The 20,446-nt window shown below is 64.0% G+C and carries 19 protein-coding genes; 10 read left to right on the top strand and 9 right to left on the bottom strand.

Translation table 11 applies throughout. From position 1 onward, the window contains the following. Positions 1 to 171 precede the first annotated feature (171 nt). On the bottom strand, positions 172 to 1,224 hold the full coding sequence (locus AB3X86_RS03185; RefSeq protein ID WP_368594887.1) for a LacI family DNA-binding transcriptional regulator: 1,053 nt from the start codon (positions 1,222 to 1,224) through the stop codon (positions 172 to 174). Positions 1,225 to 1,615: 391 nt separating this feature from the next. Between AB3X86_RS03185 and AB3X86_RS03180 the strand changes: the two genes are divergently transcribed. Beyond that, a complete protein-coding gene (locus AB3X86_RS03180) occupies positions 1,616 to 2,572 on the top strand; it encodes an aldose 1-epimerase (protein ID WP_368594886.1) in 957 nt (318 codons plus the stop codon). A gap of 48 nt (positions 2,573 to 2,620) precedes the next feature. Here the strand turns inward: AB3X86_RS03180 and AB3X86_RS03175 are convergent, their stop codons facing one another. Beyond that, positions 2,621 to 3,418, bottom strand: coding sequence for an endonuclease/exonuclease/phosphatase family protein (locus AB3X86_RS03175; protein ID WP_176109779.1), 798 nt, complete (start codon positions 3,416 to 3,418; stop codon positions 2,621 to 2,623). 54 nt (positions 3,419 to 3,472) lie between these two features. Beyond that, positions 3,473 to 4,033 (bottom strand): hypothetical protein, encoded by a 561-nt coding sequence (locus AB3X86_RS03170; RefSeq protein ID WP_368594885.1) that lies wholly within the window; start codon positions 4,031 to 4,033, stop codon positions 3,473 to 3,475. Positions 4,034 to 4,315: 282 nt separating this feature from the next. Here AB3X86_RS03170 and AB3X86_RS03165 point away from each other — a divergent pair, with 282 nt between their 5' ends. The 3 genes from AB3X86_RS03165 to AB3X86_RS03155 all read left to right on the top strand — a co-directional run bounded on the left by AB3X86_RS03165 (position 4,316) and on the right by AB3X86_RS03155 (position 7,198). Beyond that, positions 4,316 to 5,293: an AAA family ATPase gene (locus AB3X86_RS03165; protein ID WP_368594884.1), complete on the top strand. Its 978-nt coding sequence runs from the start codon at positions 4,316 to 4,318 to the stop codon at positions 5,291 to 5,293. 354 nt (positions 5,294 to 5,647) lie between these two features. After that, positions 5,648 to 6,754, top strand: coding sequence for an NAD(P)/FAD-dependent oxidoreductase (locus AB3X86_RS03160; protein WP_368594883.1), 1,107 nt, complete (start codon positions 5,648 to 5,650; stop codon positions 6,752 to 6,754). Between the two features lie 132 nt (positions 6,755 to 6,886). Then, the gene (locus AB3X86_RS03155) at positions 6,887 to 7,198 is read left to right on the top strand and encodes a high-potential iron-sulfur protein (RefSeq protein WP_176109775.1); all 312 of its coding nucleotides are present in this window, start codon (positions 6,887 to 6,889) and stop codon (positions 7,196 to 7,198) included. 127 nt (positions 7,199 to 7,325) lie between these two features. Here the strand turns inward: AB3X86_RS03155 and AB3X86_RS03150 are convergent, their stop codons facing one another. Further along, the gene (locus AB3X86_RS03150) at positions 7,326 to 8,882 is read right to left on the bottom strand and encodes an amidase (protein ID WP_368594882.1); all 1,557 of its coding nucleotides are present in this window, start codon (positions 8,880 to 8,882) and stop codon (positions 7,326 to 7,328) included. A gap of 198 nt (positions 8,883 to 9,080) precedes the next feature. Next, positions 9,081 to 9,779 (bottom strand): dienelactone hydrolase family protein, encoded by a 699-nt coding sequence (locus tag AB3X86_RS03145; RefSeq protein WP_013088117.1) that lies wholly within the window; start codon positions 9,777 to 9,779, stop codon positions 9,081 to 9,083. Positions 9,780 to 10,099: 320 nt separating this feature from the next. On the opposite strand from AB3X86_RS03145, the gene AB3X86_RS03140 reads away from it, so the two are divergent. Both AB3X86_RS03140 and AB3X86_RS03135 read left to right on the top strand, forming a co-directional pair. Beyond that, on the top strand, positions 10,100 to 11,203 hold the full coding sequence (locus tag AB3X86_RS03140) for an NAD(P)H-dependent flavin oxidoreductase (RefSeq protein ID WP_368594881.1): 1,104 nt from the start codon (positions 10,100 to 10,102) through the stop codon (positions 11,201 to 11,203). A gap of 451 nt (positions 11,204 to 11,654) precedes the next feature. Next, positions 11,655 to 12,800 (top strand): branched-chain amino acid ABC transporter substrate-binding protein, encoded by a 1,146-nt coding sequence (locus tag AB3X86_RS03135; protein ID WP_018436890.1) that lies wholly within the window; start codon positions 11,655 to 11,657, stop codon positions 12,798 to 12,800. A 104-nt stretch (positions 12,801 to 12,904) separates the two neighbouring features. On the opposite strand, the gene AB3X86_RS03130 is transcribed toward AB3X86_RS03135, so the two are convergent. Next, positions 12,905 to 14,119 carry an MFS transporter gene (locus tag AB3X86_RS03130; RefSeq protein WP_368594880.1) on the bottom strand — a complete coding sequence of 405 codons (1,215 nt, stop codon included), beginning with the start codon at positions 14,117 to 14,119 and terminating at the stop codon, positions 12,905 to 12,907. Positions 14,120 to 14,370: 251 nt separating this feature from the next. Here AB3X86_RS03130 and AB3X86_RS03125 point away from each other — a divergent pair, with 251 nt between their 5' ends. The 3 genes from AB3X86_RS03125 (at position 14,371) to AB3X86_RS03115 (ending at position 17,300) form a co-directional block, all read left to right on the top strand. After that, positions 14,371 to 15,033 (top strand): HugZ family protein, encoded by a 663-nt coding sequence (locus AB3X86_RS03125; protein ID WP_368594879.1) that lies wholly within the window; start codon positions 14,371 to 14,373, stop codon positions 15,031 to 15,033. Between the two features lie 395 nt (positions 15,034 to 15,428). Then, a complete protein-coding gene (locus AB3X86_RS03120; RefSeq protein ID WP_008921239.1) occupies positions 15,429 to 15,731 on the top strand; it encodes an H-NS family nucleoid-associated regulatory protein in 303 nt (100 codons plus the stop codon). 285 nt (positions 15,732 to 16,016) lie between these two features. After that, on the top strand, positions 16,017 to 17,300 hold the full coding sequence (locus tag AB3X86_RS03115) for a cation diffusion facilitator family transporter (RefSeq protein ID WP_368594878.1): 1,284 nt from the start codon (positions 16,017 to 16,019) through the stop codon (positions 17,298 to 17,300). A 63-nt stretch (positions 17,301 to 17,363) separates the two neighbouring features. Here AB3X86_RS03115 and AB3X86_RS03110 read toward each other — a convergent pair whose 3' ends face one another. The 3 genes from AB3X86_RS03110 to AB3X86_RS03100 form a co-directional block, all read right to left on the bottom strand. After that, on the bottom strand, positions 17,364 to 17,822 hold the full coding sequence (locus AB3X86_RS03110) for an Lrp/AsnC family transcriptional regulator (protein ID WP_012431468.1): 459 nt from the start codon (positions 17,820 to 17,822) through the stop codon (positions 17,364 to 17,366). A gap of 90 nt (positions 17,823 to 17,912) precedes the next feature. Beyond that, on the bottom strand, positions 17,913 to 18,545 hold the full coding sequence (locus AB3X86_RS03105; RefSeq protein WP_368594877.1) for an exonuclease: 633 nt from the start codon (positions 18,543 to 18,545) through the stop codon (positions 17,913 to 17,915). Beyond that, positions 18,542 to 19,186: an MBL fold metallo-hydrolase gene (locus AB3X86_RS03100; RefSeq protein ID WP_368594876.1), complete on the bottom strand. Its 645-nt coding sequence runs from the start codon at positions 19,184 to 19,186 to the stop codon at positions 18,542 to 18,544. The genes AB3X86_RS03105 and AB3X86_RS03100 overlap by 4 nt, the downstream gene beginning before the upstream one ends. A 645-nt stretch (positions 19,187 to 19,831) precedes the next feature. On the opposite strand from AB3X86_RS03100, the gene AB3X86_RS03095 reads away from it, so the two are divergent. Next, positions 19,832 to 20,437, top strand: a complete 606-nt coding sequence (locus AB3X86_RS03095; RefSeq protein WP_176122309.1) for a septal ring lytic transglycosylase RlpA family protein — start codon at positions 19,832 to 19,834, stop codon at positions 20,435 to 20,437. The last annotated feature ends 9 nt before the right edge of the window (positions 20,438 to 20,446 follow it).

Raw genomic sequence — 20,446 nt, 5'->3', positions numbered from 1 at the left:
TCCTCCAGTAACCGGTGACGGTGTATTTGCTTTTTGTGCTGCTCGGGATTGTCTCTGTCCAGCCGGGAGCCCGGCGCTGTTTCGACGGTGAGGATGCGGTTGGCTATAACCCACCGGTGCGCGTTCTTCCCGACCCGACATGCCGATTATTCCACTCGGAATTATTATCGGTCAATCACTAATAATATTACTTGCTGCCGCTTTCGCCTCGGTAATTACCCTGACCGAGGTGCGTTCGACCAGTGGTCCGTCGAGCTTCACCGTGCGATGGCGCACCGGTGCGCCGGCCGCGCGGTTGTGCTCTTCCTGCAGCAACGTCTCGACGGCCCAGCGGCCGAGTTCGTAGTTGGGCAGCACCACCGTCGACAGTGGCGGATGCGTGTGGCGGGCGATTTCCTGGTCGTCGTAGCCGAGCACCGACACGTCCTCGGGCACGCGCAGGCCGAGCTGCTTGAGTGCCTCGATCGCGCCGATCGCGGTCAGGTCGTTCGCACAGAAGATCGCGGTGGGCGGATTGGCTTCGCGCATCAGCGACAGCGTCAGCTCGAAGCCGAGGCCGGAACTCCAGTCGCCGTCGCGCACGAGTTCGGCCGCGAACGGCAGATCGGCGGTCGCGAGCGCGGTGCGGTAGCCCTTCAGGCGGTCTTTCGCGGCGTCCTGCCACGGTTCGCCGTTGATGTAGCCGATGCGCCGGTGGCCGGCTTGCAACAGGTACTCGGTGGCTAGATGGCCGCCCGCGACCTCGGCCGGCACCACCGACGAAAACGTGCTGTCGCCGGTGTAGCAGTTCAGCAGCACGGTCGGCACTTGCGACAGCGCGGCCGGCGGCGCGACCTTGCGCGTGTAGACGGTCGCGTAGATCACGCCGAAGACGTGCGGATTGGTGATGAGCGTGTCGAGTACCTGTTTTTCGATGTCGGCGTTGCCGTGCGTCGAGTAGACGGCGAGCATCTTGCCGCTCGCGTACGCTGCGTCGCGCGCGCCGTCGATGTTGACGACCGGGTGCGGGCTCGTGGAGATTTCATCGGCCAGATAGACGATCAGATTGCGCTCGTCGCTCGATGCGGTGAGCGGCTCGCGCAGCGACAGCCGGTAGCCGAGGTCGTGCGCGGCCTTCAGCACCTTGTTGCGAGTGGCCTCGGAGAACTTCGCGCCGGCCGCGTTGTTGAGCACGAGCGAGACGGTGGATTGCGACACGCCCGTGAGCTTGGCGATGTCGGTCATGGTCGGACGGCGTTGAGTCGATTTTTTCATTGTGCGGGCCGCGCTGGAGCGGCGCTGAAGCAGGGGAATGCCAGCGGCATCATGCTGCTGACGGTACCACTAATAATATGCGCGCGGCAACGCGCGCCAACCCGCCATTTCGGAATCGAGCTTACGCTCCGTTGCCAGCTATTTTTGAACGATTTTATTACTAATAATATTGACCGGCAATGCGGTGTCGTGCGATTCTCGCTCGGGGCGGACTGCCGTAGTCCGCCGGCCGCGGGGTGCGCCGCACATCAAAGGAGATATGAATGCAAGTTTCTGTTGCCGCTTTCCGCTCGCGATTTCGCCTCGTCTGATCATGCGCGACGTTTCCCTGATTCCTGCACGGCCGGGCGAGGCATATGCCGTGACCCGATCGCCGGCGCAGCTGTCATGGCTCGACGATCCCGCGATCGCCGCGCGCCTCGTTACTTTGTCGGCCGGCGCATTGCGCGCGGTGCTCGCGCCGGACATTGGCGGCGCGCTCGCGGCGTTCTACGAGGTCACGCCGGAAGGCCCGTTGCACTGGCTGCGGCCGGCGCTGCCGGAAGCGTTCGAAGCGCGTGATCCGCTGCGCATGGCGAGCTTCCCGCTGTTCCCATACTGCAACCGGATTCGCGATGCACGCTTCGCGTTCGACGGCGCGACGATCGATCTCGCCGGCAACGACCCGCATTTCGCCCACGCGCTGCATGGCAACGCGTGGCGTCGTCCGTGGCGCGTCGGAGCGCGCAGTGAGAGCGCGGTGGACTTGCACTTCGAGCACGAGCCCGACGCGAGCGTGACCGGCGACTGGCCGTTTCGCTATCGCGCGCGGCAGCGTATCGAGTTGCGCGGCGGCGCGCTGCACATCACGATGTCCGCACGGAATCTCGCCGATCGGCCGATGCCGTTCGGCATGGGCCATCACCCGTACTATCCGCGCACCGCGGCGACGCGCATCCATGCCGACGTGCAGGCGATGTGGCACGCGGACACCGATGTGCTGCCGACGCATCTCGGCCCGCATCCTGCCGTCGACGCGTTGCGCGCGGGCATGTCACCCGACGCGTTCGATCTGGATAACAACTTTTCGAACTGGTCGCGCGCGGCGACGATCGCGTGGCCCGACGAGCGCCGCAAGCTCACGATGCGGGCCGACGCGCCGTTCGATCACCTGGTCGTGTTCGCGCCGGCCAACGATCCGCAGCTATGCGTGGAGCCGGTCACGAACACGACCGACTGCTTCAACGCGATTGGTACACAAGAGCACGTCGGCGGCTGCGTGTTGCAGCCGGGGGAAGAGATAGAAGCGGCGTTGAGCTGGACACCGAATCGCGAGTGAAGGGGAGCACGCGCTTTCCGTTGGCGGAGGCGCAACTAGCGAAAACGTTTACTCCAAGCGCAACTTCGCCATATACGGCAAATGATCCGACAGCCACGCGGTCTCCTGCGTCGGCTGGATCCATTCGACCGGCTGCATGCCGCGCACGAACATCTTGTCGAGCGACAGCGCCGGCGAGAACGCCGGGAACGTGCGCGCCGGTTCGCCGAGCAGCGTCGCGACTTCCTGCAAGCCGTGTTCGCGAAAGAGCGGCACCGAGTCGTTGCGCCAATCGTTGAAGTCGCCGGCCAGCACGAGCGGACCGTCCGGGGCTTCCTTCGCGATCCAGTGCGCGATCCAGTTCATCTGCCGCAAGCGCGCCGGACGCGTCAGCGCGAGATGCGCGCACAGCAGCGTGACGAGCCGCCCGCCGAACGTCGCACGCGCGACAAGCAGGCCGCGCTTTTCGAAGCGGTGCGCGGAAATGTCCCAGCGGCCGCCGAGATCCAGCGGATGCGGCGAAAGAATTGCATTGCCGTGCCGCCACGACGGCTTGAACACGTTCGGGCCCAGCGCGACTTCGAGTTCGAGCGCGCGCGCGATTTCGGTCGCCTGACAGTGCCAGACGTCGGTCAGCGGATCGTCCATCGGCGCGCCGAAACTGCTCGCCAACACCGGCGACGGCATGCGCCGCGCCATCGCTTCCTGCAGGAAGTACGCGTCCGCGTGAGTCGATTGAACCCAGCGCTGCATCGCCTGCCAGGCCTGAAAACCGAGCGGGGTGCGGCCCTTGTGCAGGTTCCAGCTTACAGCGACGAAATCGTTCGGCGCGAGGCTCTCGCGGATCAGTTCTTCTGGGTTTCGCATGCCGCGTTATCCACGTGTTCTGTTTGAGCGCGCCGGTCAGGCGCGCGTTTCCTGTCAGTTTGGAGTGTTGCCGCCAGTCGCGGCGCCATTGCCGCTCGTGCCGCCATTCGTACCGTTGGCATTCGCACCGTTGCTCACGACGCTCGCGTGCACGCGGTACACGAGGTTCGGATTGCGATCGACGATCGTCCAGCTCGCCCATTGATCCGGCGGCACCACCAGACCCGGGTGGCTCGCGCTCACCTGACGCGGTTGCGGCGGCAGCTTGCAGCCGATGTCGGTGCGCGCCGCGTTGTTGTCCTCGAGCGTTTCCTGCGTGTCGATCGAAAACATCACGCCCTCGGGATCGACGCGCATCGGCGACACCGTGATCGTGCGCGACAGATCGATGCTGCCGGCCGGCTGGTCCTTGCAGCCGACATTGTGTTGCACGACCTGGTGATGCGTATCCGTGCGCGCCTGGCCGACGGTAGTGGTGCCGTCGAACGAATCGATCTGCTGGCCATCTTTCATTACCTGCAATTGCCATTGCACGACCTGCTGCGCTGGCTGTTGTTGCGCGTGGGCGAGCAACGAAGCGCCAAGCAGCATGGCCACGATACTGGTTTTCCACATATAAAGGTTCTCCGCTCACGCGTCGGTTGCGGGGTTGCCTTGCCTCTCGCCGCAGCAGGTCAGAGAGCAATCTTACCCCCGATGGCCGCAACGATTTCTGACACGGTCGAGGAGGGCCGGTTCAGCAACAATCTATTCCAGATAAGGATCGGAATGCCCGCGATCGTTAGCAGCAGAGCCGCGCGACTGCTGGCTTGCACGCGTTTGTGTCCTCGCTACACTGGACTGGAATCGGCGCTCACAAGGCGCCGCCGCTGTAGGATCAGCCAGACGGGGTGAGCGATGACGACAGCAATGGTCAAACAGGAAATCGCCGTGGCCTCGTTCAGCCGGGTGTACGACCTCGACGAGGTCGAAAGCGCGCTGAACGGTCTCGGCGAAGGCGCGAACGAGGCGCTGCGCGCAACCTACGAAAAGATGCTGAAAAACGGCAATCTGCGCTTCTGCGTCAAGCCGAACCGGATGCCGTCGATCGACGATCTGATCGACGCATTGCCCAATTTTTCCTCACCGCTCGACGACATCCGCAAGCAGGTCGCGCTGTGCCTCGAAACCGAGGATCGGCTCGAACTGATGCCGATCCTGCTGCTCGGCGAACCCGGCATCGGCAAGACGCATTTCGCGAAGCAGTTGGCGCGCCTGCTCGGCACCGCGTACCAATACGTCGCGATGAGTTCGCTGACGGCGGGCTGGATTCTGTCGGGCGCGTCGTCGCAATGGAAGAACGCAAAGCCGGGCAAGGTGTTCGATGCGCTCGTGAACGGCAGCTATGCGAACCCGGTCATCGCTGTCGACGAGATCGACAAGGCGACCGGCGATTCGCAATACGACCCGCTCGGCGCACTGTACGCGCTACTCGAACACGACACCGCCCAGAGCTTCGTCGACGAGTTCGCCGAGATACCAATTAACGCGGGCAACGTGATCTGGATCGCGACCGCCAACGACGAACGCGCGATCCCCGAGCCGATCCTCAATCGCATGAACGTCTACGAGATCGCGCCGCCAGACCACGCCGGCGCGCGACGCATCGCGCAGGCGATCTACGACGAAATCCGCGGCGCGCACAACTGGGGCCTGCGCTTTCCGGAGACGCTCGGCGACACGACGCTCGATGCGCTCAAGCGGGCATCGCCGCGCGAGATGCGCCGCGCGATCCTGAACGGCTTCGGCGCGGCGCGCATCGCGGGACGCGACCGGGTCGAACCCGCCGATATCCGGCTCGATTACGGAAATCGCCGAAAACCGATCGGGTTTTGACGTTTTCGGCCAGTTTCTTGCGCCAATCTCGCGTTTTTCGTGATTTTGGTGGCTGTCGCGGCAATTCGTACAATGTGTGTGGTGAATGCAACGGCAATTGTTGCTGTTTTCGACGTAGATCGTGGAGTCAAGCCGGTTTGCGCCGACATCACCTGGTCGAGGCGCACGAGCGTTTGTCACTTCTGTCTGTACCGAGTCGTACAATTTTCCGTGGGGGTGATAAAAAGACATAAGCAGACCCAGCGGACAGATACGTTCGACAATGAACGGAACGCGGCGGCGAGATGCCGTTCCTGTCTTCCTTCCATCGGCTGAACGAGGCAGCGCGCGGTGCGATGCGCCGCGTCAACGGATATGGATCAGATCGAATGTGTAGTGATCGGTGCCGGCGTGATCGGCCTCGCGACGGCGCGCGCTCTGGCGGCGCGCGGGCGCGAAGTGATCGTGCTGGAGGCCGCCGACGCGATCGGCGTGGGCACGAGTTCACGCAACAGCGAAGTGATTCACGCGGGCATCTACTATCCGCGCGGATCGCTGAAGGCCACGCTGTGCGTGCGCGGCCGCGAAATGCTGTATGACTACTGCGCCGAGCGCAACGTGCCGCATTCGCGCTGCGGCAAACTGCTCGTCGCGACGTCGCGCAACCAGATTCCGCAGCTCGAAAGCATTATGGCCAAAGGGCGCGACAACGGCGTGCTCGACCTGATGCGCATCACCGGCGACCAGGCGCAGGCGCTCGAACCAGCGCTCGAATGCGTGGAGGCGGTGTTTTCGCCGCAGACGGGGATCGTCGATAGTCATCAGTACATGCTCGCGCTGCAAGGCGATGCCGAGCGTGACGGCGCCGTGTACGCGTTTCATGCGCCGGTCGAGGCGATCGAGGCTCACAACGGCCGCTTCACGATCGCGGTCGGCGGTGCGGCGCCCACCACGATCAGTGCCGCCTGCGTGATTAACAGCGCGGGTCTGCATGCGAACGCGCTCGCGCGCAAGATTCGCGGGCTCGACCCGCGCCACGTGCCGCCGCTTTACTTCGCCCGCGGCAATTACTTCAGCATCTCGGGACGCGCGCCGTTCAACCGCCTGATCTATCCGATGCCGAACGAGGCCGGCCTGGGCGTGCACCTGACGCTCGATCTCGGCGGCCAGGCGCGTTTCGGTCCCGACGTCGAGTGGGTCGACGCGATCAATTACGACGTCGATCCGCGCCGCGCGGAGTCGTTTTATGCGGCGATTCGCGCGTACTGGCCGGCCTTGCCCGATAACGCGTTGCAGCCGGCTTACGCGGGCATTCGTCCGAAGCTTTCAGGTCCTGGTGAACCCGCCGCCGATTTCGTAATTCAGGGGCCGGCCGCGCATGGTGTGCGCGGGCTCGTCAATCTGTTTGGCATCGAGTCGCCGGGTCTGACGGCATCACTGCCGATCGCGCAGCGGGTCTGCGAGCTGGCGGGGCGCGCGTAAGCCCGCGATTACACCGTACCGATCCGCTTATCTCCAGCATTTGGAATATCACCGGAGACGGCTTCGTTGCTATGCTTGGCGAACGCTGTCATCAGAACGGCGTTGATTCCAATATAAATGGAGTGAGTCCCCATGAGATCTTCCCGTCGTACGTTTTTGATCACCAGCATCGGTGTGGCATCGACACTCGCACTGTCGCGCCAGGCGTTCGCCGACGCGCCGAAAGTCTCCGAAACCGATCCGACCGCGCAGGCGCTTGGCTACAAGGCGGACGCGAGCAAGGTCGACAAGGCGAAATTCGCCAAATTCGCGCCTGGCCAGCAATGCAGCAACTGCAGCTTCTTCCAGGGCAAGGCGGGCGATGCCTACGGCGGCTGCCCGATGTTCGCGGGCAAACAGGTCGCGGCCACCGGCTGGTGCAGCGCTTATAACAAGAAGGCCTGATCGAGCCTGCGTATGATGTGCTAGCAGCCTTTGCGCGGGATGCGCGGCGACATCGCGGCGCATCCCGCCACTGCGTGCATCGTGGCGTTTTGCGCCAGATGCGGATTGCAGCCGGCCGCTGGATTTCTTAGCGCCGCGCTTTCATCAATGGTGGGCGCCTGTCGAACCACGGCCGTGCCGCCTCGAGTTGCGCGGCGAGTCTGAACAGCGTCGCCTCGCCGCCGACACGCGCGGCGAACTGCACGCCGATCGGCAGCCCGCGCGCGTTCCAGTACAAGGGCACCGACATCGCCGGCTGGCCACTCAGATTGAACAGCTCCGTGCAGCCGGCCCACGCGAATGCCTTGTTCGAGGCTTCGAACAGCAGTCTCTTCATCAATCGTTCCAGCGGCATCGTGGTGACCGCGCGCATCTGCATGCGCTCGACGGAACTCGGCCGCATCTCGCCGATCTTGATCGGCGCGGACGCCAGCGTCGCGCACAACAGCACGTCATAGCGGTTCAGCAGATCGGTCAGACGCGCGGTGATGCGGCGCTGTTCGTCGAGCGCGGCCGGCAAACCCTGCTCGCCGATCTTGCGGCCGACGTGCGCCATCGCCCACGTCGAAATTTCGAACTCGCCGCGCGTCGGCCTGTGGCCGGTGATGCGCTCCGCGTTCAGCACGAGGTCTTCGGCGGTCACCGACCACAGCGTCAGGAAAGCATGACGGACCGCCGCGAAATCGACGCCGAGCGACACCGGCTCCAGACGATGGCCGAGTGAGCTCGCGAGTTGCGCGGCGTCGTCGAGCGCGGCGCGCGCATCGGCCGATAACGACGGCGCGAGCATCGGCTCGGTCACGTAGGCGATCGTCAGCGGCTTGCATGGCTCGCGCGTCGCGCCGAGAAAAGTGCCGGGCGCGCCGGCCGGCCGCTCGGCGTTGCCCGCCAGCAGGTCGAGCAGCAATGCGCTGTCGCGCACGCTGCGCGAGACGGCGTGATCGATGCCGAGTTCGCCGGCACTGGCCTGCGCCGCGCGCGGCACGCGACCGCGCGACGGCTTCAGGCCGAACAGTCCGCAGCATGACGCCGGAATTCGGATCGAGCCGCCGCCGTCCGACGCATGCGCGAGCGGCACCACGCCGGCGGCGACCGCCGCCGCCGCGCCGCCGCTCGAACCGCCCGGCGTGTGATCGAGATTCCACGGGTTGCGGCACGCGCCGAATAGTTCGGGCTCCGTATAAGGCATCTGGCCGAGCTCGGAGGTGCTGGTCTTCGCGAAGATGTTCAGACCCGCCGCTTTCGCGAGCGCGACGACCGGCGCGTCCTGCGTCGGAATGAAGTGGCGGTAGTGGCGGCTGCCCATGGCCATGCGCAGTCCCGCCACGGGCGCGCCGAGATCCTTGATCAGGAACGGCACGCCGGCGAGCGCGGCGTGGGCGGAGGAGTTGTCCGTTCCGTTCACGCCGTGGGCGCTATTCGAGCGATTTGCGTCGTCGCGCGACGCGCGCTGGCGGGCCGCATCGTAGTCCTTCAGAACGACTGCGTTGATCGCGGGATTGACCGCCTCGGTGCGCGAGATCGCGACGTCGATCAGTTCGCGCGCGCTAACCTGGCGTGTGCGCACGAGTTCGGCGAGGCCGATGGCGTCATGAGCGAGATAGTCTGATAGCACGTCGTTTGAGCCCTCGCGGTCGGTTGGCATGCTGCGTCGAATTCGCGGCCGGCCATGCACGCGCGACGGCGTCGTTTCGCTCGATTTCGCGTTGCTCCGCCCGGGCGTCGCGCATGTGAAAGACGGCGTGTCGGCCGACACGCCGTCTTTCACAGAGTACCTGAGTTGAGCGCCGACGTGACTGATGTTGAATCCGGATGCTCACTCTATATGCGTGAGCTCCGCGAATTACATCCGCTCGCCGAGGAACGTCAGCGTGCGGCCATGCGCCAACGCCGACGCGTGCTGGTTGTACGACGCACGATCCGAGCAGTTGAAGCCATGATCCGCGTTCGGGTAGATGTTGAATTGCACGTCGGCACGACCAGCGAAGCGCTCCTGAATCTGGCCGATGTCCGACGGCAGAATATGCGCGTCGAGCTCGCCGTAGTGGAACTGCATCGGCACCTTGACGTTCGCGGCCTTGTCGAGATGGTTGTGGATGCCGCCGCCGTAGTAGGCGACTGCGGCGTCGACCGAACCGGCCGCTGCGGCCAGGTAGGCGAGACGGCCGCCGAAGCAGTAGCCGATCGCCGCGACCTTGCCGGTCACTTCCGGCAGCGCGCGCAAGGCGGCCGCGGCGGCGCCGATGTCGGCGACCGCGTCGTCGACCTTGGTCTTCTGCATCAGCTCGATGCCCTTTTCGCGATCCTTGCCCTCGTACGTCAACTCGACGCGCGGCTGCACGCGCCAGAACACGTCCGGGGCAAGCGCGACGTAGCCGTCCTGCGCGTACTGATCGGCGACCGAGCGGATATGGCTGTTCACGCCGAAGATTTCCTGAATGATGATGACGGCCGGTCCCTTGCCGCCCTTCGGCAGCGCGAGATAGCCGCCGAAAGTGTCGTTGCCGGCCGGGATGTCGATCCATCGGGAAGTCGTGCTCATGCTGTTCTCCATTGACTCGCGCGAACGCCGCGCGAGGTCGGTGTGTACGAAACGCTCAAGGCCACGCGGCCTGCAACGGGCGGTTAGTTTGCCATCAAAAGAACCGGCTTGCAGCGAGGCGGGACGGGGCCTCGCGGGCAATGCGGCGCGCTTCGATTCTCGTAAGGCGATTGAAACGATCTCGATTATTCATTTCTCCGCGATGGCGCGGACGGGTACAGTCAGCGCGTAATGGCTCGCGCGCGTCAGCGCATCTCGCGACATCTTGGCGAGCGCATGGATGAGCACATCGGCGGCTTTACGCCGGAAAGGAAACGAACATGAACGAAGGCAGTTTTGTGACGCCGTTTGGCGAGCGCTTCCAGCTGCGGATACCCGTCGTGCAGGCGCCGATGGCCGGCGGCGCGACGACGCCGGCGCTCGTCGCGGCGGTATCGAATGCGGGCGGGCTTGGTTTTCTCGCGGGCGCGGCGCTCGCACCCGAGAAGATCGCGAGCGAGGTCGCGGCGATTCGCGCGCTGACCGATCGCCCGTTCGGCGTGAATCTGTTCGTGCTCGATCCCGTCTCGCCCGATGAAGCGACCGTGCGTCGCGCGCTCGACGCGATCGATCCGCTGCGTGCCGAGCTCGGTTTGCCGCCGGGCCAGCCGCTCGCACACTATGCGCCTGACTTTCGCGCGCAACTGGAGGCGCTGATCGACTTGCGTGTGCCGGTCGCCGGCTTCACGTTCGGACTGCTTTCGGCGACCGACGTCGAGCGTTTGCATGCGGGCGGCAGCTATGTAGTTGGGACTGCGACGCATGTTGCCGAGGGCATCGCGTGGCGCGATGCGGGTGCCGATGCGATCGTCGCGCAAGGCGCGGAGGCAGGCGCGCATCGCGGCACGTTCATCGGCGCATTCGAAGATGCGCTGGTCGGCACGATGGCGCTCGTGCCGCAACTGGTCGACGCGAGCGGGCTGCCGGTGCTCGCGGCCGGCGGCATCATGGACGGTCGCGGCATCGTCGCGGCACTCGCGCTGGGCGCGCAAGCCGCGGTGATGGGCACCGCATTTCTGACCACCCTCGAGAGCGCGATTCCCGAGGTATGGAAAACCCGCGTGCGCGGCACGTCCGATACGTCGACCACGGTGACGCGCGCGATCACGGGCCGTCACGCGCGCGGCATCCGCAATCCGTTGATGCAACGTTTGCGCGAATCGGCGGAAAGCGTCGCGCCGTATCCGGTGCAAAACGCGTTGACGCAGGAGCTGCGGCAACACGCGGCGCGCGCGCAGAACGGCGACTACCTGTCGCTGTGGGCGGGGCAGGGTGCGCCGCTCGGGCGCACGCGCGCCGAAGCAATCGGCGCGGCTGAACTGATGGCGCAGCTCGAGCAGGAATGGCAGGCGGCCTCCGCGCGAATCGCCGGGTTCATGCGTTGATTGCGTGGTCGATTTAAGGTTGATTTAAGTCTTTTACCGCTGTCACATTCTTGTGCGGCACGCCACATTTTTGAGTTGAAAAACCCTTCGAATCTTATGTGACAGAAGCCGGAAAAAGACTAAATCCGCGCCCGCGGAGAAACTTCTCAATTAGCGGAAACCCGCATGGGATGGGGCTTTCCGGCTCGATCGCCCAAGCCGCGAGCGGCTCGCGCAGGAACTGCGCTATTAGTGTTGTTCCCACTTTCTCAAAAAACTCCCGCAAATTAATTTGTTGGCCTACACTTGCGCGCAAGTACGGTTTGCCAACTGTCACAAACAGTCCGGTAAACGTACTGGCCAAGTGCATGAACGATGCAACCGGCGTGGTCGTCCACGGGACTGAGCGACACGTGTAGGGGAAGCGGGGCACAGGGCGATTACGTTGTTTTGACCGAAACTGGAGACTTACATGAGCATCAAAATTCAAAAGCTGTTGCCGATCAGCGCTGCCGCTCTGCTGTTCGCGACGTTGGCAACATCGGCCGCGGCCGACACGGTCATCAAGATCGGTCACGTTGCGCCGTTGACTGGCGGTATCGCTCACCTGGGTAAGGACAACGAGAACGGCGCGCGCCTGGCCGTTGAGGAAATCAACGCGAAGGGTCTGACGATCGGCGGCCAGAAGGTCACGCTGCAACTCGACGCGCAAGACGACGCGGCTGACCCCCGGACGGCTACGCAGGTTGCGCAGAAGCTCGTCGACGACAAGGTCGTCGCCGTGGTCGGCCACCTGAATTCGGGCACCTCGATCCCGGCATCGAAGATCTATAGCGATTCGGGCATCGTGCAGATCTCGCCGTCGGCAACGAACCCGGCCTACACCCAGCAAGGCTTCAAGACGACCTACCGCGTCGTCGCGACCGACGCTCAGCAAGGCCCGGCACTCGCGAACTACGCGGCGAAGGGCATGAAGGTGAAGAGCGTCGCGATCGTCGACGACTCGACCGCTTACGGGCAGGGTCTCGCGAACGAGTTCGAGAAGACGGCGAAGGCGCTCGGTCTGAACGTCGTATCGCACGACGCGACGAACGACAAGGCCGTCGACTTCCGCGCGATTCTGACCAAGATCAAGGGTGAAAACCCCGACGCGATCATGTACGGCGGCATGGACGCAACCGGCGGCCCGTTCGCCAAGCAGGCAAAGCAGCTCGGCCTGCGCGCGAAGGTGCTGGCAGGTGACGGCGTGTGTACCGACAAGCTGTCGGACCTGGCCGGCGACGCAACCGACAACATCGTCTGCTCGGAAGCCGGCATGGCGCTCGAAAAGATGGCAGGCGGCAAGGCGTTCGAAACGAAGTACGAGAAGCGCTTCGGCCAGCCGATCCAGATTTACGCGCCGTTCACGTATGACGCTGTGTACATCATCGTCGACGCGATGAAGCGCGCCAACTCGACCGAACCGGCGAAGATTCTGGCAGCGATGCCGGCGACCGACTACAAGGGCGTGATCGGCGAAACGACGTTCGACTCGAAGGGCGACCTGCAGCACGGCGTGATCTCGCTGTACAACTACAAGCAAGGCAAGAAGACGCTGCTCGACGTCGTGAAGATGTAAATTCGGTGTGATCGAAGGCGGCGTCGCGCCGCACTTCGATTCGCAGCTTGAGAGGCACGTGGGCCGCGAGGCTTGCGTGTCTTTTCTTTTGTTCACCGCTCCTGTCAGATCTTCAAACGCCGCAGCACCTTCGGCCCGGCGAACGCGATCATCGCGGCGCACACCGCGACGACCGACAGTCCGATCGTCAGATTGGTCACCTGCGCGACGGCGCCGATGATCACCGGTCCGAGCAGCAAGCCGAAATAGGCCAGCCCCGCGACGTGCGCGAGCCCTTCGGCCGCGTGGATGCCCTTCACGCTCGCCGCCGCCGCGAACAGCACCGGCATCATGTTCGCGAGGCCCAGGCCGATCAGCGCAAAGCCGGCGAGCGCTGCCACCGGATTCGGCAGCAGCAGCGCGTCGACCATCCCCGCGCAGGCGAGCGCCGCGCTGATCATCACGAGCTGCGGTGCGCCGAAGCGGGCGCGCACCGCGTCGCCGGCAAAACGCGCGACTGCCATGCCGCCCGAAAACGCCGCGTAGGCGGCGCTGGCGAGCGCGGGCGTCGAGAGCACGACATCGCGCATATAGACCGTGGCCCAGTCGTACATCGCGCCTTCGGCGATCAGCGCGACCAGCGCCATCGTGCCGAGCGCCCACAGCGCCGGCGAGCGCCAGCGGCTCGCGCGCGGCGTCGCGGCATCGGGATGCTCGGCGTGCGGCACGTGCGGCAACACCGACGGGCAGGCGAGCACCAGCACGAGCGCGCTGGTCGCCGCGGCGAGTGCGAGATGCAGGGCCGGCGCCATGCCACGCGACAGCAGCGCCCCACCGACCGCTGCGCCGAACATGCCGCCAAGACTGAACATGCCGTGCAGCGAGGACATGATCGGCTTGGCGAGCGCCTTTTCGACGGCGCTCGCTTCGGCGTTCATCGCGACGTCGAGCGTGGCCATGCCGGCGCCGAAGACGGCCAGCACGACCAGCAGAATCCAGTACGCGGGCACGGTCAGAATCAGCGCCGCGCAGGCGGCCATCGCGAGGCCGCCGGCCAGGCAGGCCCGGCGCGTGCCGACCCGCGCGATCCACGACGCATTGGTCACCATCGCGCCGATCGATCCGCCCGCCACCGCGAACAACGCGAACGACAGCATCGCCGGATTCAGATGGAAGCGGTCGCGCACTGTCGGCACGTGCACGCCCCACGACGCGTACATCATGCCGGCGATGAAAAACAGCGCCATCGTGGCGATCCGTGCGCGTTGCCGTGCGGTGACGGACAAGTTGCGATGGGCGGCGGGAAGGACGGCGAATTCGGAGGCGTGGTGATCGGGCACGGAGGTCTCGAGGCGGAGGGCGCGAGAAAGCGCATTGAAAGCGGATCTCCGATTTTATCGAAGCGTGGTGGCTAACGCTTGGAGCCGTGAGACCGGACGCATACGATTGATGGGCTGGAGATGCAACGAAGCGGATTGCTGCACGTCATGCTTTGGTGCGCCGCTGTTGCTTTTTGCATTGCTGCGCGTGACGGCTTTTGTGCCGCTCACCGCTCTCCCGTTCATTCCAAATTCACCCGAGGAACGCTCAGTTGAACATTCCCGCTCACGCTCCGCTGCATCTACTGCACACGGCTGCGGTCGGCACGCTCGCCACGCACGCTCGCCAGCCCGAGGGCTTTCCGTATCCGTCGGTGCTGCCGTTCGCGCCGGACGCACGGCATCGTCCGACGATCCTCGTGAGCCGGCTCGCGGAGCACACGCACAACCTGCACGCCGATCCGCGCGCCGGTTTCCTGGCCGTCGACGCACCCGATGGCGACGTGCTGGGCAGCCAGCGCGTCACGCTGCTCGGCCGCTTCAAGCCGGTCGACTTGAACCCGGAACTGGTGCGGCGCTACCTGCGCTATCACCCGGACGCGGAGCGCTATCTGGCGTTGGGCGATTTCACGTTCTGGATCATGGAGATCGAGCGGCTGCGCTACATCGGCGGCTTCGGCGCGATGGGCTGGCTCGACGGCGCGCAACTCGATCCGCTGCCACCGCTTGCCGCCAGCGACGAGGACGCGCTGATAGCGGAGTTCGGTCGCCGGTTTAGTGGCGCGGGCGGCGTCGAATTGCTGGGCGTCGATCGTTATGGCGCCGATCTGAAACGCAACGGTGTGCGCCGCCGCTTCGCATTCGATGACGCGCGGTCCGATACCGGAACATTGCACGCGGCGCTCGAAGTCTGCATCGAGCGGCATGCGGATTAAGGATTTATCGTTCATCGGAAAAACAAGCGTGTGCCAGTCGCGACGAACGGACGCCTGTATCACAAGTGCGTGCTTATCCGAGTCAAAGCTTTCATGCCGTGAAATGTTTGATGCGCAATAGACGGCTCAAGTCTCATTTTCTGATAGTTAAATCGGATCAATATGCAGACTGGCGGAATTTTTCAGCGAAGTGCGAAATCACCTATTTGAAAGGCGTGGTCCGACCCAGAAGCGACGCAAGAAACTTTTTGAAACGAGTTTAAATTAATTTTTTCCGGGTGCTTATCCAGCCTTTCTATTTTGTGTTAATCTCGCCATCAAATTCCGAGGCATGAAACCTTCAAAGGCGAGTCGGCAAAAGACCGGCGTCATTTATCCATACCACAAGGGAACCTATGTCTTCTTACAAGGAACTACTCGCGCAGCGCGAGAAGCTCGAAAAGCAGATTGAAGAAGCGAAGTCGCGCGAATACGCGGAAGTCTTGAATGAAATCAAGCAGAAAATGGCCGACTACGGCATTTCGCTGAGCGAACTCGGCGGCGGCCGCGCACCGAAGGGCGCTAAAGCGAGCCGGCCGCGCGCAGGCGTCGCGCCTAAATATCGTGATCCTGAAAGCGGCAGCACGTGGTCCGGTCGCGGCAAGCCGCCGCGCTGGATCGCCGGTCTTGATCGCGAAAAGTTTCTGATCCAGAAGTAATCGCGATGCGGCGGATGGTAACCGTTGCGTGCACGTAATGCGAATACTGGCGATCCACCGCGTTTATAGCCTGCTGCAGAATCTCAAAAAGCCGCGCACCGTTCAGGGCGCGGTTTTGTCATTTGCGGCGCCGGGTTTCTGTCGCATGCACTTCAGGTAGCTGGAACGCGAATGCTTTTCGTTTAGATAAGCGACTGATTTAAAAAGGTTTTTTTCGCGGCCGTCCCTGCACAGGCGAGTCGTGGCGGGTACAATAGCAACAACTGACCTTTCCGCCTTTTCAGCATGCCGTCCGCCGCGATCGCCCAAACCGCCGAGAAACAACGCGTTGCCCGCAAGAGTACCTTTGCGAGTATTGCGGTCAATACCGTATTGATGACGCTGCAAATCATCATCGGTACGATCGCGCACTCGCAGGCGCTGGTTGCCGACGGTGTCCATTCGCTTGCCGATCTCATTTCCGATTTTGTCGTGCTGATTGCCAATCGGCATAGCGGGGCAAAACCCGACGCCGATCACAATTACGGACATAGCCGTTATGAGACGGTGGCGTCGTTATTTCTCGGCGCGCTGCTGATCTCGGTCGGCGTCGGTATGTTGTGGCGCGCCGGTACGCGGCTCGCCGATCTACAAAATATTCCCGCCGTGCATATGAGCGCGCTCGCGGTCGCGGCGCTCGTACTGGTCTCGAAGGAAGCGCTGTTTCGCTACATGCTGCACGAGGCGAACCGGGTGCGTTCCGCGATGCTGATCGCGAACGCATGGCACGCCCGCTCGGACGCGGCGTCGTCTCTGGTGGTGGGGATCGGCGTGGTCGGCAGTCTCGCCGGCCTGCGGTTGCTCGACCCGATCGCGGCGGCTATCGTCGGCTTCATGGTCGCGCGCATGGGCTGGACCTTCGGTTGGGACGCGTTGCAGGATCTGTCGGACCGTGCGCTCGACGAAACCGCCGCTGCCGACATGCGCGCGCTGCTGATGTCCACCCCGGGCGTGCGTGACGTGCACGAAATGCGCACGCGCAAGACGGGCGATTTCGCGCTCGTCGACGCGCATATCCTCGTCGATCCGATGATTTCGGTGTCCGAAGGCCATTACATCGCGGAGTCGGCGCGTCTGCGTGTGCTGACCGACAAGCGCGTGCTCGACGCGCTGATTCACGTTGACCCGGAAAACGACGCGCTCGCGCATCCACCGGTCGATCTGCCGTCGCGCGAGCGCGTGACTGCCGAGGTCGACGAAGCGCTGGCTGCCGGTGGCTTGCGGGCCGCTGCGGTGAATCTGCACTACCTGAGCACCGGGCTCGACGTGGAGGTGGTGTTGCCGGCGGCGGGGTCTGCTGAAGGGCGTGCTGCGGAGGGTGCCGAAGTCGCTCGTTTGCTGGATAGCGAGGCGCAGTCGCTTGGCCGCGTCGATCTGACGGAGCTCAAGCGTCGTCTCGGCGCACGCAAGCTCGACGTGCTGCTGCAACGGGATATCTCGGCCGCGCAAGGCGGTTCGGCGGCGGAGCTCAAGACCGGCACCGCTGCCGCCGGTCGGTCAACCGCCACCGAGCCTCACAACGCCACCTGAGTTTGGTCAGTTTCGGACGCCCGAAACCGCGAACTTCCATGCCGCCCGCGGCGGCGGCATCCGTCACAACGGCAACTGCGTATCGAACTTGATTTCGCGTAGCACCACGCTCGTGCGCACCTGCGCGACGGCCGGAATCTTGAAAATGCGTTCGTGCAGGAAGCTGTCGTACGCCTTGATGTCGGGCGCGACGATCTTCAGGATGTAATCGGATTCACCCGTCGTGCTGTAGCACTCGGTCACTTCGGGGCAGGTAGCGATTTCCCGCTCGAACTGCTCGACGCCGCCTTCGGTGTGACGCGTCAGATGGATATGCGCGAGCGCGCACACGTGCAAGCCGAGCTTTTCGCGATCGAGCAGCGCCGTGTAGCGCTGGATCACGCCCGACTGTTCCATATCCTTGATGCGCCGCCAGCACGGCGTGCTCGACAACCCGACCTGGTCGGAGATTTCCTGCACGGAACGGCGTGCGTCGAGCTGCAGCAGGCGCAGGATCTTCTGTGAGAACGTATCGAGTGTCAACTGCGCCTCCGTTAGCGTCGCCGTATCAACGAATGGTAGAGGGCGCGAAAACGAAACGCAATGTAAAACGGCTCTCGCGAGCGAGATTGCCTAATTTACCGGGTCCGGAGCGGCGTTTTGCCCTGAGCCGTCCCCATCATCCTTGCCGTCCCCCGGCAACTCGGGCTGACGCGCGCGCAAGTCCTTCAGCATGTTGCAAAAGAGGGCACCCTGCTCGATTGCGTCGTCGAGCGCGACGTGCGTGTGCGGATGCTCGTCGAACCAATGTTTCGGAAAGCGCGGCTTGATGTTCTTGCGGTACGGCAGGCCGGTCATCGCAAACGCGAGCGTCTTGATATCGAGCGCCGACCACGAGAACGGGCAGCGGCCGACGAAGCGCATCATGTACCAGAACATATAGGTGAAGTCGAAGCCGGCCGGCATCGCGACAAACACCGGCTTGCCCGGCAGCGCCTCGACCCAGTCGACATAGGCGCCCAGGGCGGCCTCGGGTTTCTGCAAGTCCTGACGGCAGGCCGCCCATGCCTCCGGCTGGGTCTTCCACCACGCTTCTTGCACTGGATGCGGCGCCGCGCCTTCGAGTAGTTCGAGATTCGCCGAGAACGTCGCGATCAACTGCTTGTCCTCGGTGTATGCGGCGGATGCGAAGCTCAGCATCGAATGCGGGCCAGGGATCGGGCCGTCCGCTTCGACGTCGGTACTGACATAGATTTCGCTGCTCATGCGCCCACTCCGTCGGCGACATAGGGATTCGTGCGGCGCTCGGCGCCGAACGTCGAGGTCGGGCCGTGGCCCGGCACGAACGTGATGTCGTCGCCGAGCGGCCAGAGTTTGTCGCGGATCGAGCGGACCAGGTCCGCGTGGTTGCCGCGCGGGAAATCCGTGCGGCCGATCGAGCCCGCGAACAGCACGTCGCCGACTAGCGCAAGCCGGTGCGCCCGGCTGAAGAAGACCACGTGGCCCGGTGTGTGGCCGGGGCAGTGGTACACCTCGAAGGTTTCGTCGCCGAACTGCACGGTGTCGCCGTCTTGTAGCCAGCGGTCCGGCTCGAAGGCATCAGGCGCGGGGAAGCCGAAGCGCGTGCTTTGATCCGGCAGCTTGTCGAGCCAGAAGCGTTCGTCGGGATGGGGACCTTCGATCGGCACGCCGTAGTGGGTGGCGAGCGTCTTCGCGCCGGCGCAATGATCGATGTGGCCATGTGTCAGCAAGACCTTCTCGACGGTCACGTTCTGCCGCACGACTTCGCGTTGGATCATGTCGAGGTCGCCGCCCGGATCGACGACGGCCGCGCGCCCGGTGGTCTCGCATACGAGCAGCGAGCAGTTCTGCTGGAACGGCGTGACGGGGATCAGGGTGACTTTCATGGCTGGAACGACGCGCTGGAAAAACGTTGATTGTACCGGCCTCCTGACAGTCTCCGTCGCCGACGCGACGGGCTTGCGCATGGCATTGTCGCGCCTGTCGCATGCCCATTTTTGCGATAAATGTGAAGATTGATCAAGGATTGTGGGTGCTCGCCATCCCAAAAATTTTTTTGGGTATAATAGAGTCCATGCACAAGAGTTGTGCAGCCACAAGGCGACGCATCCCCACAAAACGGAGATGCCGCTCGCTATTCAAGTAAGGGCTGTCGGAATGCCGACGGCCATCAAGTATCGATGCGTTCGATGCACACGTCTTGCCCAGCCAGGCGCCGCGCGCCTGCTACGGAATTAACCTCCGTGACGCTGGGTGGGGCCTACGCCGCCGTTCCTGCGCGCTGAGTTGCGCGCGCAAGAACGTGTTTGCCACGTTCGATTGGCGGCATGTGGGGTCTGGTCAGGCTGCCGGGGACAGGTTGCGCCAGACGTGAAAATTAACCGTGCGGTAGCGGCTGAGTGAGCCGTATCCGGGCCTTGACGTACTGCGCTTTTTCGCGCGGCGCGTTGTCGTCCCTACCGCCGGAGCCGCAAGCAACATGCCCAGCAGTTTCGCGGGTGACGCGGCTCGACTATGTGTTTGCACGTCTTATGAAAACTCGGCTATCCCGTGGTCTAGGGACTCTTTTTGCCTTTTTTGTACTGGCCGGCTGCGCCACGCCTCCGGGTGCGAGCGACACGTCCGCGAACGACACGCCGCAACGTACGAAGAACATGCACCTGAGTTCTTTCGGACCGCAATCGTTCGGTAGCGCGCCGGCCTCGAGCCCGAGCACGTCGGACGCGCCTGCGCCATCGCTGGCTGACGCGAAGCCGCTCACCGACGACGGCGTCGACGTTCCGGACTTCCATCAGATTGGACGTGCGTCGTGGTACGGACGCTTCTTCCACGGCCGCCGCACCGCCAACGGCGAGCGTTACGACATGCACGCCCTGACGGCCGCGCATCGTACGCTGCCGCTCGGCTCGTACGTGCGCGTGACCAATCCGGCCAATTCGCGGTCGGTGATCGTACGGATCAACGACCGCGGTCCGTACGCGCGCGGCCGCGTGATCGACCTGTCGATGGCGGCCGCCGGCATGCTCGACATGCGCCACAGCGGCACCGCGCGGGTCAAGATCGAAGGGCTCACGCAGCAGGAAGCGCGTGCCGAGCTGAACGAGACGCTCGCGTCGAACTCGGATTCGAACAAGTGATGTGACGTG

Source organism: Paraburkholderia sp. BR14374 (genome assembly GCF_040948685.1).
Classification (GTDB): domain Bacteria; phylum Pseudomonadota; class Gammaproteobacteria; order Burkholderiales; family Burkholderiaceae; genus Paraburkholderia; species Paraburkholderia youngii.
Note: the sequence above shows the minus strand (reverse complement) of the source record. Positions and strands in the feature narration are given on the sequence as shown.